Source organism: Arthrobacter sp. BI5, assembly GCF_056680065.1.
Map to the genome: position 1 here is coordinate 987,661 of NZ_CM155264.1, position 13,593 is coordinate 1,001,253.

General features: G+C 67.6%; 15 protein-coding genes. 10 read left to right on the forward strand and 5 right to left on the reverse strand.

Features of this window, described 5'->3' with window-relative positions:
- Nucleotides 1-64 precede the first annotated feature (64 nt).
- On the reverse strand, nt 65-505 hold the full coding sequence (locus AC1MED_RS04650; RefSeq protein ID WP_479785695.1) for a DUF2177 family protein: 441 nt from the start codon (nt 503-505) through the stop codon (nt 65-67).
- A gap of 160 nt (nt 506-665) precedes the next feature.
- Here AC1MED_RS04650 and AC1MED_RS04655 point away from each other — a divergent pair, with 160 nt between their 5' ends.
- Together AC1MED_RS04655 and AC1MED_RS04660 are read left to right on the forward strand one after the other, a co-directional pair.
- Nucleotides 666-1,532 (forward strand): DUF1295 domain-containing protein, encoded by an 867-nt coding sequence (locus AC1MED_RS04655; RefSeq protein WP_479785697.1) that lies wholly within the window; start codon nt 666-668, stop codon nt 1,530-1,532.
- Nucleotides 1,533-1,669: 137 nt separating this feature from the next.
- Nucleotides 1,670-2,554, forward strand: coding sequence for a pullulanase X25 domain-containing protein (locus AC1MED_RS04660; RefSeq protein WP_479785699.1), 885 nt, complete (start codon nt 1,670-1,672; stop codon nt 2,552-2,554).
- A gap of 419 nt (nt 2,555-2,973) precedes the next feature.
- On the opposite strand, the gene AC1MED_RS04665 is transcribed toward AC1MED_RS04660, so the two are convergent.
- Both AC1MED_RS04665 and AC1MED_RS04670 read right to left on the reverse strand, forming a co-directional pair.
- Entirely contained in the window at nt 2,974-4,221 is a 1,248-nt protein-coding gene (locus AC1MED_RS04665) for a mechanosensitive ion channel family protein (RefSeq protein WP_479785701.1), read from the reverse strand.
- Between the two features lie 183 nt (nt 4,222-4,404).
- On the reverse strand, nt 4,405-4,662 hold the full coding sequence (locus tag AC1MED_RS04670; RefSeq protein WP_479785703.1) for a hypothetical protein: 258 nt from the start codon (nt 4,660-4,662) through the stop codon (nt 4,405-4,407).
- Here AC1MED_RS04670 and AC1MED_RS04675 point away from each other — a divergent pair.
- Both AC1MED_RS04675 and AC1MED_RS04680 read left to right on the forward strand, forming a co-directional pair.
- A complete protein-coding gene (locus AC1MED_RS04675; RefSeq protein WP_479785705.1) occupies nt 4,637-5,164 on the forward strand; it encodes a hypothetical protein in 528 nt (175 codons plus the stop codon). The genes AC1MED_RS04670 and AC1MED_RS04675 overlap by 26 nt on opposite strands.
- A 7-nt stretch (nt 5,165-5,171) precedes the next feature.
- Entirely contained in the window at nt 5,172-5,942 is a 771-nt protein-coding gene (locus AC1MED_RS04680) for a hypothetical protein (RefSeq protein ID WP_479785707.1), read from the forward strand.
- A gap of 442 nt (nt 5,943-6,384) precedes the next feature.
- Here the strand turns inward: AC1MED_RS04680 and AC1MED_RS04685 are convergent, their stop codons facing one another.
- Entirely contained in the window at nt 6,385-6,651 is a 267-nt protein-coding gene (locus AC1MED_RS04685) for a YegP family protein (protein ID WP_479785709.1), read from the reverse strand.
- Nucleotides 6,652-6,807: 156 nt separating this feature from the next.
- Between AC1MED_RS04685 and AC1MED_RS04690 the strand changes: the two genes are divergently transcribed.
- A complete protein-coding gene (locus AC1MED_RS04690) occupies nt 6,808-7,125 on the forward strand; it encodes an acylphosphatase (RefSeq protein ID WP_479779017.1) in 318 nt (105 codons plus the stop codon).
- A gap of 17 nt (nt 7,126-7,142) precedes the next feature.
- Here AC1MED_RS04690 and AC1MED_RS04695 read toward each other — a convergent pair whose 3' ends face one another.
- Nucleotides 7,143-8,861, reverse strand: coding sequence for a RecQ family ATP-dependent DNA helicase (locus AC1MED_RS04695; RefSeq protein WP_479786544.1), 1,719 nt, complete (start codon nt 8,859-8,861; stop codon nt 7,143-7,145).
- 199 nt (nt 8,862-9,060) lie between these two features.
- Here AC1MED_RS04695 and AC1MED_RS04700 point away from each other — a divergent pair, with 199 nt between their 5' ends.
- From AC1MED_RS04700 to AC1MED_RS04720, 5 genes are all read left to right on the forward strand, one after another.
- Entirely contained in the window at nt 9,061-9,396 is a 336-nt protein-coding gene (locus AC1MED_RS04700; protein WP_479785710.1) for a cupin domain-containing protein, read from the forward strand.
- Nucleotides 9,397-9,442: 46 nt separating this feature from the next.
- A complete protein-coding gene (locus AC1MED_RS04705; RefSeq protein ID WP_479785711.1) occupies nt 9,443-10,714 on the forward strand; it encodes an alpha-hydroxy acid oxidase in 1,272 nt (423 codons plus the stop codon).
- An 81-nt stretch (nt 10,715-10,795) separates the two neighbouring features.
- The gene (locus AC1MED_RS04710; protein WP_346960383.1) at nt 10,796-11,698 is read left to right on the forward strand and encodes an ABC transporter substrate-binding protein; all 903 of its coding nucleotides are present in this window, start codon (nt 10,796-10,798) and stop codon (nt 11,696-11,698) included.
- 6 nt (nt 11,699-11,704) lie between these two features.
- Complete coding sequence (locus AC1MED_RS04715) at nt 11,705-12,823, forward strand: amino acid ABC transporter permease (protein WP_479785713.1); 1,119 nt, start codon at nt 11,705-11,707, stop codon at nt 12,821-12,823.
- A gap of 11 nt (nt 12,824-12,834) precedes the next feature.
- A complete protein-coding gene (locus tag AC1MED_RS04720; RefSeq protein WP_479785714.1) occupies nt 12,835-13,587 on the forward strand; it encodes an amino acid ABC transporter ATP-binding protein in 753 nt (250 codons plus the stop codon).
- The last annotated feature ends 6 nt before the right edge of the window (nt 13,588-13,593 follow it).

The window sequence follows — 13,593 nt, forward strand, 5'->3', positions numbered from 1 at the left end:
GGGATGGGATGCCGCGGATCGGCCTACAGTCGGGCGGGACCGGGGAGGCGGCGGTCAATCCACTCTAGCCAGCTTGCTTGCCGCGGGCAACGGTTTTGTGCAGCCGCAGGATCACGGCGGTGAGGGCGGTGACGGCCGCACACACCGCGGTTCCCCACAGGATGTCGGTCACCGCCACCACGGCCGGGAAGTCCTTGAGGATGGCGAACGCGGTCAGCGCCCAGGTGGCGTAGGTGAAGAAACCGAACAGGGCCGCTCCGGCCACCCGGCTCCGCAGCGTGGCGCCGGGATCGTTGGGCCGGACGCCGTAGTGCACGATGCCCACGACGTAGATGACATAGAACAGCACGGCGCCCAGGACGTTGAAGCTGGCGGGGAGCAGGTGACCGATCTGGCTGCGGTATTGGTTGTTCGCCACGGTGAGGATCCAGAGGGCGTCGATTCCGGCGAAGATGACGGCGGCCACTGCGTAGGCGAGCAGCCACTTTTTGGTGGGACCGGTCATGGTGGCTCCTCGTGTCAGCGATGTGCGGGCGTTCCCCGAAGTATAGGCGGCGGCCAGTCATGGCTGCGTTTCCCGGGCAGTGAACAATACTGGTGGTGGCGGGGAACGAACCCGGCTTTGCGCGCCAGCTTCCGGCGACGCCTGTGAAAGGAACACCCTGATGAAAGACTCTGACCGCAAAGCCCTTGCCACCATTCCCGTCGTCGTGCTGGTTGGGGCCGTTCTGGCGGTTGCCGGCAGCCAGGGCGGCGCCATGGCCGGCGGGATTCCCGTCTTCGCGCTCGCCGTCGGGGCCGCCTTCCTGATCCAGTGGCTGGCGTTCATCCCGTCGTTCCTGGCGCAGACGGAGAAGTTCTACGACCTGACCGGGTCGCTGACCTACATCGCCGTCACGCTGCTGCTCGTTCTCCTTACCCCGGGCATCGGCGCGCGGGGCTTGTTGCTCGCGGGCTTGGTGCTGGTCTGGGCAATCCGGCTGGGTACGTTCCTGTTCCGGCGGATCAGCCGGGCCGGCAAGGATGACCGCTTTGATGACATCAAGCCTTCCTTCGTCCGTTTCCTCAGCGTGTGGACCATGCAGGGCATTTGGGTGGCGTTCACCGCTGCCGCCGCGTGGGTGGCAATGACGTCGGCGCGCCAGGTTGCGCTGGATGGCTTCGCTATAGCCGGCCTCGTGGTGTGGGTGGCGGGCTTCGGCTGCGAGGTTTTGGCAGACTCCCAGAAGTCCCGGTTCAGTGCGGACCCCGGCAACAAGGGCAAGTTCATCTCGACAGGGTTGTGGGCTAAGTCCCGGCACCCGAACTACTTTGGCGAAATCCTGCTGTGGATCGGCGTCGCGATCATTGCCTTGCCCGTTCTGCAGGGGTGGCAGTGGGTTGCCCTCATCTCGCCGGTGTTTGTGGCCCTGTTGATCACCAAGGTCAGTGGCGTGCCGCATCTTGAGAAGAAGGCCGACACCAAATGGGGCGGCCAGGCCGACTACGAGGCTTACAAGAAGAACACCCCGGTGCTGATTCCCCGGCTCTAGCCGCGTAACTGGGCTCGGCGACGGTCGCCCGGGCCGTCACAGTGGGTCACGACACACGGAGTTAACCCCCGTCCAGTCGCTATAGCCGCCGAACCTTGGCAAAATGCAGGTGGATCAATTGCTTCTAAAGGAGACCCATGGGCGCGAACGCTGCGGAAAACACGAACCTTCGGCTTAAGGCTGTGCTGGACGTCCTGGCCGAGGGGGTCTGGTCGGGCGAGAAGCTGAACGCCGGCGTCGTGCTGGGCGAGGCGATCGCACGGGTACCCCTCAACGACCATGAGCGTGAGCTGCTCAGCGGCGGCATTCCCCGCGGCCACAAGGCGCTCACCAGCGCGACGGCCAAGCTGGTCAAGGCCGGGTGGCTGGTCAAGGGCCGTTCCGGCTGGACCATCACCGAGGACGGCCAGCGCGCCACGGTTGCCTTCGCCGACCCCGCCGCCTTCACTGCAGCGCTCGACGCCGGCACCCCGGTTCCGGCCGACACCCCCCTTCCCGCGGCCCCCGCCGGGGCAGCAGCGGGGAAGCCGGCGCCCAAGGTGGCCCCGAAGGCCGTTAAGGTCGCGGAGAAGGTGGCCGACAAGGCTGCCAAGCTGGTCGAAGAGGCCGTAGCTCCGGTCGCCAAAGCGGTCCGGAAGCGCAAGTCAGCGGACAAGGCCGCTGCTGCTGAAGAGGCGCCCGCCGGCCCGGCCGCCACCGCCGAGACCATCGAACAGCCTGTCCAGCAGCCCGAAGCAGTGGCCGTCGCCGGCGACTTCAACGTCCTGCTCGGCGCACCCGCCAACTGGGCCCCGCAGTACGACGAGGCCCAAATGCAGCTGGACGCGGTGGACCAGCTCTGGAAGATCGCCGCGGAACTGCCGGCAGGTTCCTACAGCTTCAAGATCGCGATCAACCGCTCCTGGGATGAGAACTACGGCGCGTTCGGCCACTTCGACGGCGCCAACCACGAGGTGCACCACCGCGGCGGCCTGCTCGTCATCCACTACGACCACCGGACCCGCGACATCGTCATCGACTAGGCGCCCGGCGACGATACAGGACCAGTAACAAGCAAGGCGGGGTCACTCACAGCCCATCCTGACACCCGGGATGGGCGCTGAGTGACCCCGCGTTGCTTTAAGAAGAACCGCGGCTCAGAACCTGGTGGGGTCCGGCGTCGGCGGAACGGGCGGCGGCGGAACCGGGCCCGGATCAGGGATCGGCAGCGGCCCCGGCGTCGGCGCCGGTCCCGGCTGCGGGCTTGGCGTGGGTGCGGGACCCGGCCCCGGCGGCGGCGTGGGTCCCGGATCCGGCGGGAACGGATCGCCGGGTTGCGGCTCCGGCGACGTCGGCCCGGGCTCGGGCGGGAACGGGGAGGGCTCGGGCGCTGGTGGAATGGTCATGGCTCCGATTATCGACCCGTCACACCGGAGAGGGAAGGCGGCAGGGAAGAACGCGGTTAGTTCTGCGCCGCGATCGACTTGTCCCGGTCCTCGAACACATCCTCGCCGGGGCCGGAGAACGCACGGGAACGCTGCACGGCCTCGATCGAGCCGGTGAAGAGCTGCGAATCGTGCGGGTCAGACGGCAACCGGGCGGCGGTCTCGTCCGCCGCGGAGAGCTTGCCCGGACGCCGGGCCGCGGGCCGGGCAGCGGGCCGGGCGGGGTCCGCGGCGGACGGCATGGATTCGAGCCGGACGTGCGGCAACGCCGTCGGGTATTCCTGCTGCAAGAAGAGCACCAGCTCCTCGCGGATCAGGCAGCGCAGGTCGAAGAGCGAGGCGCTGTCCCCGGCGCTGACCAGGATGCGCACCCGGACAAAGCCTGCCGTCGCGTCGGTGATCTGCAGGATGCCCACCCGCTCGTCCCAGAGTTCGGTGGAGGCGAGGACCTTCTTCAGCTCGGCCCGCATGGCCTCCACCGGTGCGCGCCAGTCAAGGTCGAACTCCACCGTGCCCATCACCTCGGACTGGCGCCGGGTCCAGTTCTCGAACGGGGTAGTGGTGAAGTACGTGGACGGCAGGATCAGCCGGCGGTCGTCCCAGATGTGGACCACCACGTAGGTCAGGGTGATCTCCTCGATCCGGCCCCATTCCTTCTGCACCACCACCACGTCGTCCACCCGGATCGCGTCAGTGAAGGCCAGTTGGATGCCGGCGAAGACGTTCACCAGGGAGGTCTGCGCCGCCAGGCCGGCCACAATCGAGATCACTCCGGCAGAGGCCAGCAGCCCCGCGCCGAGGGCCTGGATGGCGGGGAACGTCAGCATGATGCTGCCCAGCGCAACGATCGCGACCAGCGCGACGCCGATCCGCCGGGCCAGGATCACCTGGGTACGGAGGCGCCGGGCACGCCGGTTGTCCGCCACGTCCACCCGGTACCGGGTCAGGACCATGGTCTCGATGATCAACAGCACCGCGATCGCCAGCCAGGCCACCGAGCCGATCAGCGCGATCACCAGGGCGTGGTCCACGTTGCGGCGCCACTCGGCGTCGTCGGTGGTCAGCGCCAGCGCAATCCGGACTGCGATCAGGCACAGCGCGAAGCGCAGCGGCAGCCGCGCCACCCGGGACGTCTCGCGGAGGGCCTCCTGCTTGCGGTTGAGCCGGAGGACCACCCGGCGCACCAGCCAGGAGGCGACCAGACCGGCGGCCACGGCCAGGGCCACGGCGAGGAAGGGCATGGCGGAGGTCAGAAAGTCTTGCATCCTTCAAGGTCTAGCAAGCTTCGCTGATCAACTGAAATCGGTGGAATGTCAACGTGGGTCTGGTCACCCCAACGCTCCGGCGCCGGTCCCGGTCCGCCGCCGCGCCCCACCGGGCGCCGATTCGGGACCTAAGCCCCTAGGATCCGCGGCGCAAAGCCCCAGAATAGTGCCACCACTTGCATCTCAGGGGGAGGGTGACATGAGCCATAAGGCATCGTTGGCCACAGCCGGTTCCGCCGCGTTCTGCGCGGCGCTTTTCTTGTCCGGCTGTGGGTCGCCAGCGGCGGCCCCGGCCACCACCGCGGCGGGCACGACGACGGCGTCCGCCACTGCGAGTCCCTCGCCGACGAGCGCCTCGCCCACATCCGTGTCACCGTCACCCTCCAGCACCACCGCCCCCACGTCCACGACGACGGTGCCGGCGGGCTGGAAGTCGTACACGACGCCGGACGGGACGCTGACCTTCGACTACCCGGCGACGTGGTCCGTCAAGGAGGTCGACGGCGCGGCGGCGCTGGTGAGCGACTACGGCAAGACGATGGCGCGGCTGCGGACGCAGGTGGGGCCGGGCCCGGCGTGCACCACGAAGTCCCAGTTCATGGTCTATGACTCCGCACCGATTCCGGCCCTGGCGCAATCCGGGACCACCCCGAGGTTTACCTACGAGGCCCGGGTAAACGCCACCGCGGCGGATCCGTCAAAGCCCAACACCTTCGCCTACGGCATCACCGCGGCGCCCGAACCGACCGGAACGGAGGCCTGCCCCATCTCGCACGTCTTCCCCTGGCCGCCGCGCTCGGCGTCCTTTGGCGGCATCTACGACCCGTTCGACACCACCCCCGGCAAGCCGATGCACGTGGACACTCCCGAGGTGTATAAGGACACCACCGAGTACAAGTACATCAAGCAGGCCATGATGTCCCTCCGGCCGGCAGGGAAGTAACCTGCCGGTGGGACATGCTCGGCAGACGGCGGGTACCGCCCTGGGCCTGGTCCTGCTGCTTGGCGGCTGCGCCGCCCCGGGCGCGCAGCAGGAGAGCCCGCAGGCACAGGGCACCCCGTCCGCAAGCGACCCGCCGGGCAGCACAAGCGCCGGGACCGGCACACCGTCGGAGGTAACGCCGTCCGAGGTAAGGCCGTCTGAAGTAACCCCGTCTGGCGTAACGCCGTCGGGCTGGCAGACGTTCACGACGTCGGACGGGCTGTCCTTCGACTACCCGCCGGACTGGACCGCCCGGGACCCCGGCGGTGACCTCGGCGGAGCCTTCGTGGATGTCACCAACGCGGACGGCAAGCCGATGGCCCAGCTGCGCACCAACATTGTCACCGGGGCGGAGTGCACCGTGCAGTACCCGTACCAGGTTTACGATTCACAACCGCTCCAGGCCTTGGTGGAACCGGGCAGCGCGGACCGGGGAATGCCCCGCTACGTATACGAATCCCGCGGTGACGGCACCGGACCGGGGCCGGCGCAGAACACCGTGGCCGCGTACGGCGTCACGATGATGCCCGAAGAGACCGGGCCGTTAGCCTGCCCCATGTTCCATCTTTTCCTGTGGCCGCCCAGCGGGGCATTGTTCGGCGGTACCTACAACCCGGCGAACAACCTCACCCCGGGCCCGGCGGCATTGCCATACCTGGAGAAAGCCAAGCGCTACGCGTCCACGCCGGAGTACCAATCGATCCGGACGATGATCACGTCGCTGCGGCCGGCGGGCTAAACGGACGCTCCCTCAGCTCTGGTGGTCTCTTTCGGGACGTTCCCTCAGCTCTGGTGGTCTTGCCCCGGACGCTCCCTCAGCTCTGGTGGTCTTGCCCCGGACGTTCCCTCAGATCTGGTGGTGTCTTTCCGGACGTTCCCTCAGATCTGGTGGTCTTGCCCCGGACGTTCCCTCAGCTCTGGTGGTGTCTTCCGGGGCGTTCCCTCAGCGTTGTCCGCCGGATGTGAGGGAGCGTCGGGTCCGGGGGTGCCGGATGTGAGGGAGCGTTGGGTCCGGGGGTGCCGGATGTGAGGGAGCGTTGGGTCCGGGGGTGCCGGATGTGAGGGAGCGTCGGGTCCGGGGGTGCCGGATGTGAGGGAGCGTCGGGTCCGGGGGTGCCGGATGTGAGGGAGCGTCGGGTCCGGGGGTGCCGGACGTGAGGGAGCGTCGGGTTCCGGGGTGGCTAGACGGCAGGGGAGTGCCGGCGCTGGTGGCTGCGGGAGCGTGCAGCCGTGCTCGCCTTGGTCCACGTGGTCCCACCCCAGGGAGTCGAATGCGTCTCCCTGATCAGTCCGGTGCCGGCGCACTCGCGGACTGCCATGATGCCGTCCGCCGCGGAACGCTTGTCCCCGAAGGCTTTTGAGACAGCGAGCACTGTGCCGTCAGCCCCCAGCAGCCGGAACCGGACGTTCGATTCTGCGTCGGTGAAGATCTCGAATTGTCCTGCCATTGTCTATTCCTTTCAGGCGTTCCGGCGGGCGTTGCGGGGTGTCCGCTGAGTGCACCGTGCCGGAGGTCTTCTTCCACCCTCCTTGGCCCGGGACGAGGCTGAAAGGGGCAAAAGTCCCGGATGTGGGCGGCGCCGGACCGGGACTACATTGGAGGCATGGCTGATTTTGCAGGGGGCTCCGGGGCAGTGGATGCGGGTGCCGCTGTGCGGCTGACGGCCCGGGTGCAGGGCATGGTGCAGGCCGTCGGCTTCCGGTACTGGACCGTGCGCAAGGCCGAAGAACTCGCCCTGCGCGGCACCGTGAGGAACAACGACGACGGCACGGTCGGCGTCGTCGTGGAGGGGCCGCAGGCGGTGGTGCTGCAGTTCCGGAGCTGGTTGCGCTCGCCGGAGGCGCCCGGGCGGGTGGACCACGTGGAGGAGTCGCTGTCCAACGCCACCGGGGAGTTCCGAGACTTCCAGGTTGAGTACTAGCCGGGGCCGGCCCGGGCCTAGTCCCCGGCCAGGGTGAGCAGGCCGCGCTCTTCGACGACTTTCCGGGACAGTGTCTTGTAACCCTCGTTTTCGAACAGGACGGTCAGGACGTCGTCGTCGTTCTGCATGATGATGCCCGGCCCCCATTCCGAGTGGACCACCGTGGCGTTCACCGCGAAAATGTCGTCGCCGGAGAGGCCCGGGGCGGCCACACCGCCGTCCCCGGTTGCCGCCGCTTCCTCCGCGGCGGCTCCGGAGGCGCAGTTGTCGCAATTGCCGCACGGCTGCGGCAGGTTCTCGCCAAAGTAGCCGAGCAGGAACTGGCGGCGGCAGCGCCGGGTCTCGGCGTAGCCGCGGATCATCTCAACGCGGGACTGGTCCACCCGCCCGCGTGCCTCGGCCAGCTCGATGGCGCACGCCACCACGCCGTTCGGGTCCGAGACGTCGCCCAGCCGGACGCCGTCCGGTTCCGCGGTGACGGCGCCCGTGTCCTGCAGCTGGTTCAGTAGACCGGTGACCCTGCGCGCCGGCAATCCCGCCTGCGCGGCCAGGGTGTTTCGCTGGAGCGGCCCGTCCGCGGCCGCGAGGACGGCCAGCACAACGCGCAGTGATGCTTCGTCCGGGGCGTGCGTGGTGAAGAACCGCCGCAGGCCCAGATCCTCGGAACGGTAGTGGAGAACTGCGACGGCGGGCTCCCCGTCACGTCCCGCGCGGCCGAATTGCTGATAGTAGCTGTCCAGCGACTCGGGGATGTCTGCGTGGAGGACAAAACGGACATCGGGCTTGTCGATCCCCATCCCGAACGCGGTCGTGGCGACGACGACGTCCAGTCCGCCGTCCAGGAACCGTTCGTGGACTCCGGCGCGGTCCGCTGCCGCCATACCGGCGTGATAGGCCGCAGCGCGGAGGCCGTTGCGGGCCAGCTTATCCGCGTACTTTTCGGTGTCCTTGCGCTTGGCCGCGTAGACCAGGCCCGGGCCGTGCAGTTCGCTGACCAGCTCCGTGGCCTGGCGGATGACCGCGCGGCGCTTCTCCTTGTCCTCGTGGTGGCGGACCACGTCAAGGCTGATGTTGGGGCGGTCGAAGCCGCGGACCAGGACCAGCGGGTCTGTCATCCGGAGGCGCTCGAGGATTTCCTCCCGGACCGGGGGAGCGGCGGTGGCGGTGAGCGCCGCCGTCGTCGGGTTGCCCAGCCGCTCACGGACCTCGCCGAGGCGGAGGTAATCGGGCCGGAAGTCGTGCCCCCAGGAGGTGACGCAGTGTGCCTCGTCCACCACGAAGAGGGCGACGTCCAGGGCGGCCAGCCGTGCCACCGTGCTGTCCTTGGCCAGTTGCTCCGGGGCGAGGAACAGGAAGGCGATGTCGCCGCTTTCTGCCGCCTGCCAGGCGCGTTCCTGCTCGGCCGCGCCGTGGGAAGAGTTGATGGCCGCGGCGCCGTGCGGCCCAACGGCCTCCAACAGCCCGTCCAGCTGGTCCTCCTGCAGCGAGATCAGCGGGGACACGACGACGGTGGGCAGACCAAGCGTCCGGTGCAGCAGCAGTGCGGGCACCTGGTAGATTGCCGACTTTCCGTAGCCGGTGGGCATCACGGCGAGGACATCGCGGCCGGAGGCCAGGGCGCTCATGCCGGTGAGCTGTCCGTCGCGGAGGTTCGGAAGGCCGAAGGACTCGGCGGCGAACCGGCGGAGGCCCTCCTCGGTTCCGTCGGCAGTGCCCGCGCCGGCAGGCTCGATCATAGTGGGCTCGGTGGGAGCTTCGGTACGGTCGTTGGCAGGGTGGCCTGCGGTGGCCTTTGTCATGGTTGGTGCTCCGCTGGGACGAACGGTGGGCCGTCTGCTTCAGCCGCTTCTTTAGCCTAGCGCCTCCAGGTCTTGGACGTCCGGTGCGGGGCAAAAGACCCTCGGCCCCGGCACGGATACCCGGTACCGTGTGCCCATGCAGAAAATATCGATAGATGCCCTGGCCCGGCAGCAGGTTGCGGCGGCGCTCGCGGCGCCCAGCGGACGGGCCGCCGACACCGCTTACGGCGGGCACGAGAAGGTGCTCCGGCAGACCGTGATGGCGTTCAAGGCCGGGACGCAGTTGAGCGAGCACCAGAACCCGGGGGAGGCGACGGTCTATGTGATCCGCGGCTGCGTCCGGCTGCAGGCCGGCGAAGAGTCCTGGCAGGGCAAGGCCGGCGACCTGCTGATCGTGCCGGACGGGCTGCACAGCCTTGTGGCCGAAGAGGACTCGGCGATCCTGATGACAGTGGCGAAGACCAAGGGCTGACCAAGCGTCTGAACCGTAACGCACGCCCGCAACGGGAAGGCCCTCCGTGAAAGTCAGCGAAGCCAGGCAGCTCATCCAGGTCAAGGCCCCCATCTTGTCGCGCCGGCGCCGGGTGCTGGCCAACGCCTTCAACGTCGAGGAGTACCGGAAGGCGGCCCGGAAAGTGCTACCCGCCGGAATTTTTGACTACCTCGACGGCGGTTCCGAGGACGAAGTGACGCTGCGCCGCAACCGCGCCGTCTTCGATGCCTGGGCGCTGATGCCCAGCTGGGGGCCGGTGTCCGGACCCGCTACGGCCACCACCCTGCTGGGGAAAGAAAGCGCCCTGCCGCTCACCCTGACCCCCACCGGCGCCACGCGGCTGTTCCATCCCGAGGGTGAAGCGGCCGTCGCCGCGGCCGCAGACCGGGCGGGCATCCCCTACGGGCTGGCGGGCCTGAGCACCGTGGCGATGGAAGAGATCGCGGCGCGCCAGCCGAACCTTGACCGCTGGTTCAACTTCGGCCTCACCTCCGACGCCCAGGCGCTGAAAGACAAACTGGCCCGCTGCGAAGCCGCGGGCTTCACCACGCTGATTGTCGGCGTCGATACCCGGGCGCTGGGGTCCCGGGAGCGGGATCTGCACAACGGCTTCACCGCGCCGCCTGCGTTGACGCTGTCCACCGTCGCCGACATCGCCCGGCGTCCCGCCTGGTGGATCAACTTCCTGAAGTCGGATGGCATCAGTTTCCCCAACCTGGACCCCCGCAGTGCCGCGGCAACCTCCATGATCACGCCCGCCATGTGGCAGGCCATCCTCGGCCACTCGGATGCGACCAGCGGATGGAAGGAGCTGGAGGCCTTGCGGCAGGCATGGAGCGGCAAGATCGTCCTCAAAGGCTGCGTCAACCCGGCCGACGTCGCCAAGGCCTCCCGCATTGGCCTGGACGCCGTACAACTGAGCAACCACGGCGGACGCCAGCTCGACCACATGCTCAGCCCCATGGACGTCCTGCAGGAATCCCGGCAGCGGGTGGGCGACTCGATCGAGATCTTCGTGGACTCCGGCATCCGCCGGGGCAGTGACATCCTCAAGGCACTCGCGCTGGGCGCCGACGCCTGCTCCATCGGCCGGGCCTACCTTTACGGTCTGGTCGCCGCGGGATCGCCCGGCGTAGGACGCATCATTGAGATCCTCGCCGACGAACTCCGGCGTACCATGACGTTAGTAGGCGTTTCCAGCATTCCCGAGTTGAAAGCCCGGGGTGGAGAAATTCTCCGGGACATTCGTCATTCCGGGGAAATCCTTGAATCGACGGCGTCAGGCGACACAAAGTGATTCACTCTGATCCAGCAGGCTCCCAGAGTTCTCCCGCAGCGCCGCGGGAGGCCAACGAATCCCTGAACAGCTAAGGAAACCATGCGTACTCGATACCTTTTTCCCGTTCTCACGATCGCTACCGCGCTCTCCCTCTCAGGCTGTGTCAACAACAGCGAACCCGCGGCCACCGGCGGAGCGAATGCGAGCTCCGACGCCGTTGACGTCAAAAAGAACGACGCCATTGCTGCGGCCCTGCCGGAGAAAATCAAGAACGCCGGCGTGCTCAATGTCGGCATGGCCAACAATTACCCGCCCAACGAGTTTAAGGACGATAACGGGGCCCCCGCAGGCTGGTCCGTGGATCTCACCAATGCGCTGGGCAAAGTGATGGGGTTGAAGGTCAATTTCGATATTGGCACCTTCGATAACATCCTGCCGGCCGTCCGGGCGGGGAAGGACGACATGGGCATGTCCTCCTTTACCGACACCGTGGAACGCGAAAAGCAGGTGGATTTCGTGAACTACTATTCCGCCGGCATTCAGTGGGCCGCGCCGAAGGGCAAGACCGTGGATCCGAAGAACGCCTGCGGGCTCAAGGTGGCCGTCCAGGCCACCACCTACGAGGACACCCACGAGGTGCCGGCCAAGTCGAAGGCCTGCACGGATGCCGGGAAGCCAGCCATCACCATCTTCCGCTACGACGCCCAGGACCAGGCCACGAACGCCTTGGTGGTGGGGCAGGTGGACGCGATGAGCGCCGATTCACCCGTCACGCTGTACGCGATCTCCAAGACCAAGGACAAGCTGCAGACCGCCGGCGACGCGTTCGAGGTCGCACCCTACGGGATCCCGGTGGCGAAGGGCAGCGCCTTTACTCCGGTCCTGCAGAAGGCGCTCCAGTCGCTGATCGACGACGGTTCCTATACCAAGATCCTGGCCAAATGGGGAGTGGAAGCCGGCGGCATCAAGACGGCGGAACTCAACGTGGCCGCCAAAGGGTGACGCCCCATGAGCGAGCGGGAACCCGACCGGATGATTGACCCGGACCCGGCCAAGCCGCCGCCCGCCGGTGCGGCCCAGCCCGCCGGCGCGGCCCAGCGCGGCGGCGGGGCGCAGCCGGCCGGCGCGGCCCAGCGCGGCGGCGTGGGCGGGGAGCCGGACGACGCCCCGGCGGAGGCGATTGTCGCCATTCCGCTGCGGCATCCTTGGCGGAACGTGATCGCCGTGCTCCTGGTGCTGGGCCTTGCGGTCTTCGTCCTCGACGCCGCGCAGCGCCCGGACTACGGCTGGGCGGATGTGGGCAAGTACATCTTCGACCGGCGGATCAGCCAGGCTGCGTGGGTGACGCTGTGGCTGACCATCTACGCGATGATCAGCGCGATCGTCATCGGGCTCCTGCTGGCCATCATGCGACTCTCCCCGAACCCGGTCCTGAAAAGCATCGCGTGGCTTTACATCTGGATCTTCCGTGGGACTCCCGTCTACGTCCAGCTGGTGTTCTGGGGCATCGTGTCGCTGATCTATCCGGTGTTCACCCTGGGGATTCCGTTCATGACGCCCTGGGTCACCGTCCCGAACGAGGTCTTCACCAACCTGTTCATCACCGCCGTCATCGGGCTGGGCCTGAACGAGGCCTCCTACATGTCCGAGATCGTGCGGGCCGGCCTGCTGTCCGTGGACGAGGGCCAGGCCGAGGCCTCGACGGCCTTGGCGATGTCCTGGGGTCAGACGATGCGGTACGTCGTGGTTCCGCAGGCCATGAAAATCATCATCCCGCCCACTGGCAACGAAGTCATCTCCATGCTCAAGACCACCTCCCTGGTTGCCGCGATCCCTTTGAGCATCGACCTGTACGGCGTTTCCCGCGGCATCTCCGCGGTGACGTTCACGCCGGTGCCGCTGCTGATCGTTGCGTCGCTCTGGTACCTGCTCTTCACCTCGGTGCTGATGGTCGGGCAGCACTTCATCGAAAAGCGGTTCTCACGCGGAACCGGACGGATGAAGACTAGTAAGGGACAGGCGGAGCCCGGGCCGGCAGCGACGACGGCGCCCGGCGCACCCGGCGCACCCGGCGCACCCGGCGCCCCCGCCGCCCCGACCGGCACCGACTTTGGAGGAAAAGGATGACCGGCGCGCCCATGGTCCTTGCAGAAAAGGTTTCTAAGAACTTCGGCACCAACAAGGTGCTGCGCGGGATCAGCCTGGAAGTGGACCGCGGCGAAGTGCTCTGCATCGTCGGCCCCAGCGGCTCAGGCAAATCGACCTTCCTGCGCTGCATCAACCACCTGGAACGCGTCGACGGCGGCAGGCTCTCGGTAGAGGGCCAGCTGGTTGGCTACCGTCAACGGGGCGGAAAGCTCTACGAGCTCAAGCTCAGTGAAGCGGCGCACCAACGGCAGGACATTGGGATGGTCTTCCAGAGGTTCAACCTGTTCCCGCATCTCACCGCGTTGGAGAACATCACCCTTGCTCCCATGCGGGTGAAAAAGCAGTCCAAGGCAGCGGCCACCGCCAGGGCCATGGAACTGCTGGAGCGGGTGGGGCTGGAGGACAAGGGCGATGCCTATCCGGCCCACCTGTCCGGCGGCCAGCAGCAGCGTGTGGCCATCGCCCGGGCCCTGGCCATGGACCCGAAACTGATGCTCTTCGACGAACCGACCAGCGCCCTGGACCCGGAGTTGGTGGGCGAGGTCCTGGACGTCATGAAGGGGCTGGCCAAGAGCGGTATGACCATGATCGTGGTGACCCATGAGATGGGCTTCGCCCGGGAAGTCGCGGACACCCTGGTCTTTATGGATGAGGGTGTGGTGGTGGAAGCCGGACCTCCCCGGCAGCTCCTCAGCGACCCGCAGCACGACCGGACGAAGGCGTTCCTTTCCAAGGTCCTCTGACGCGTC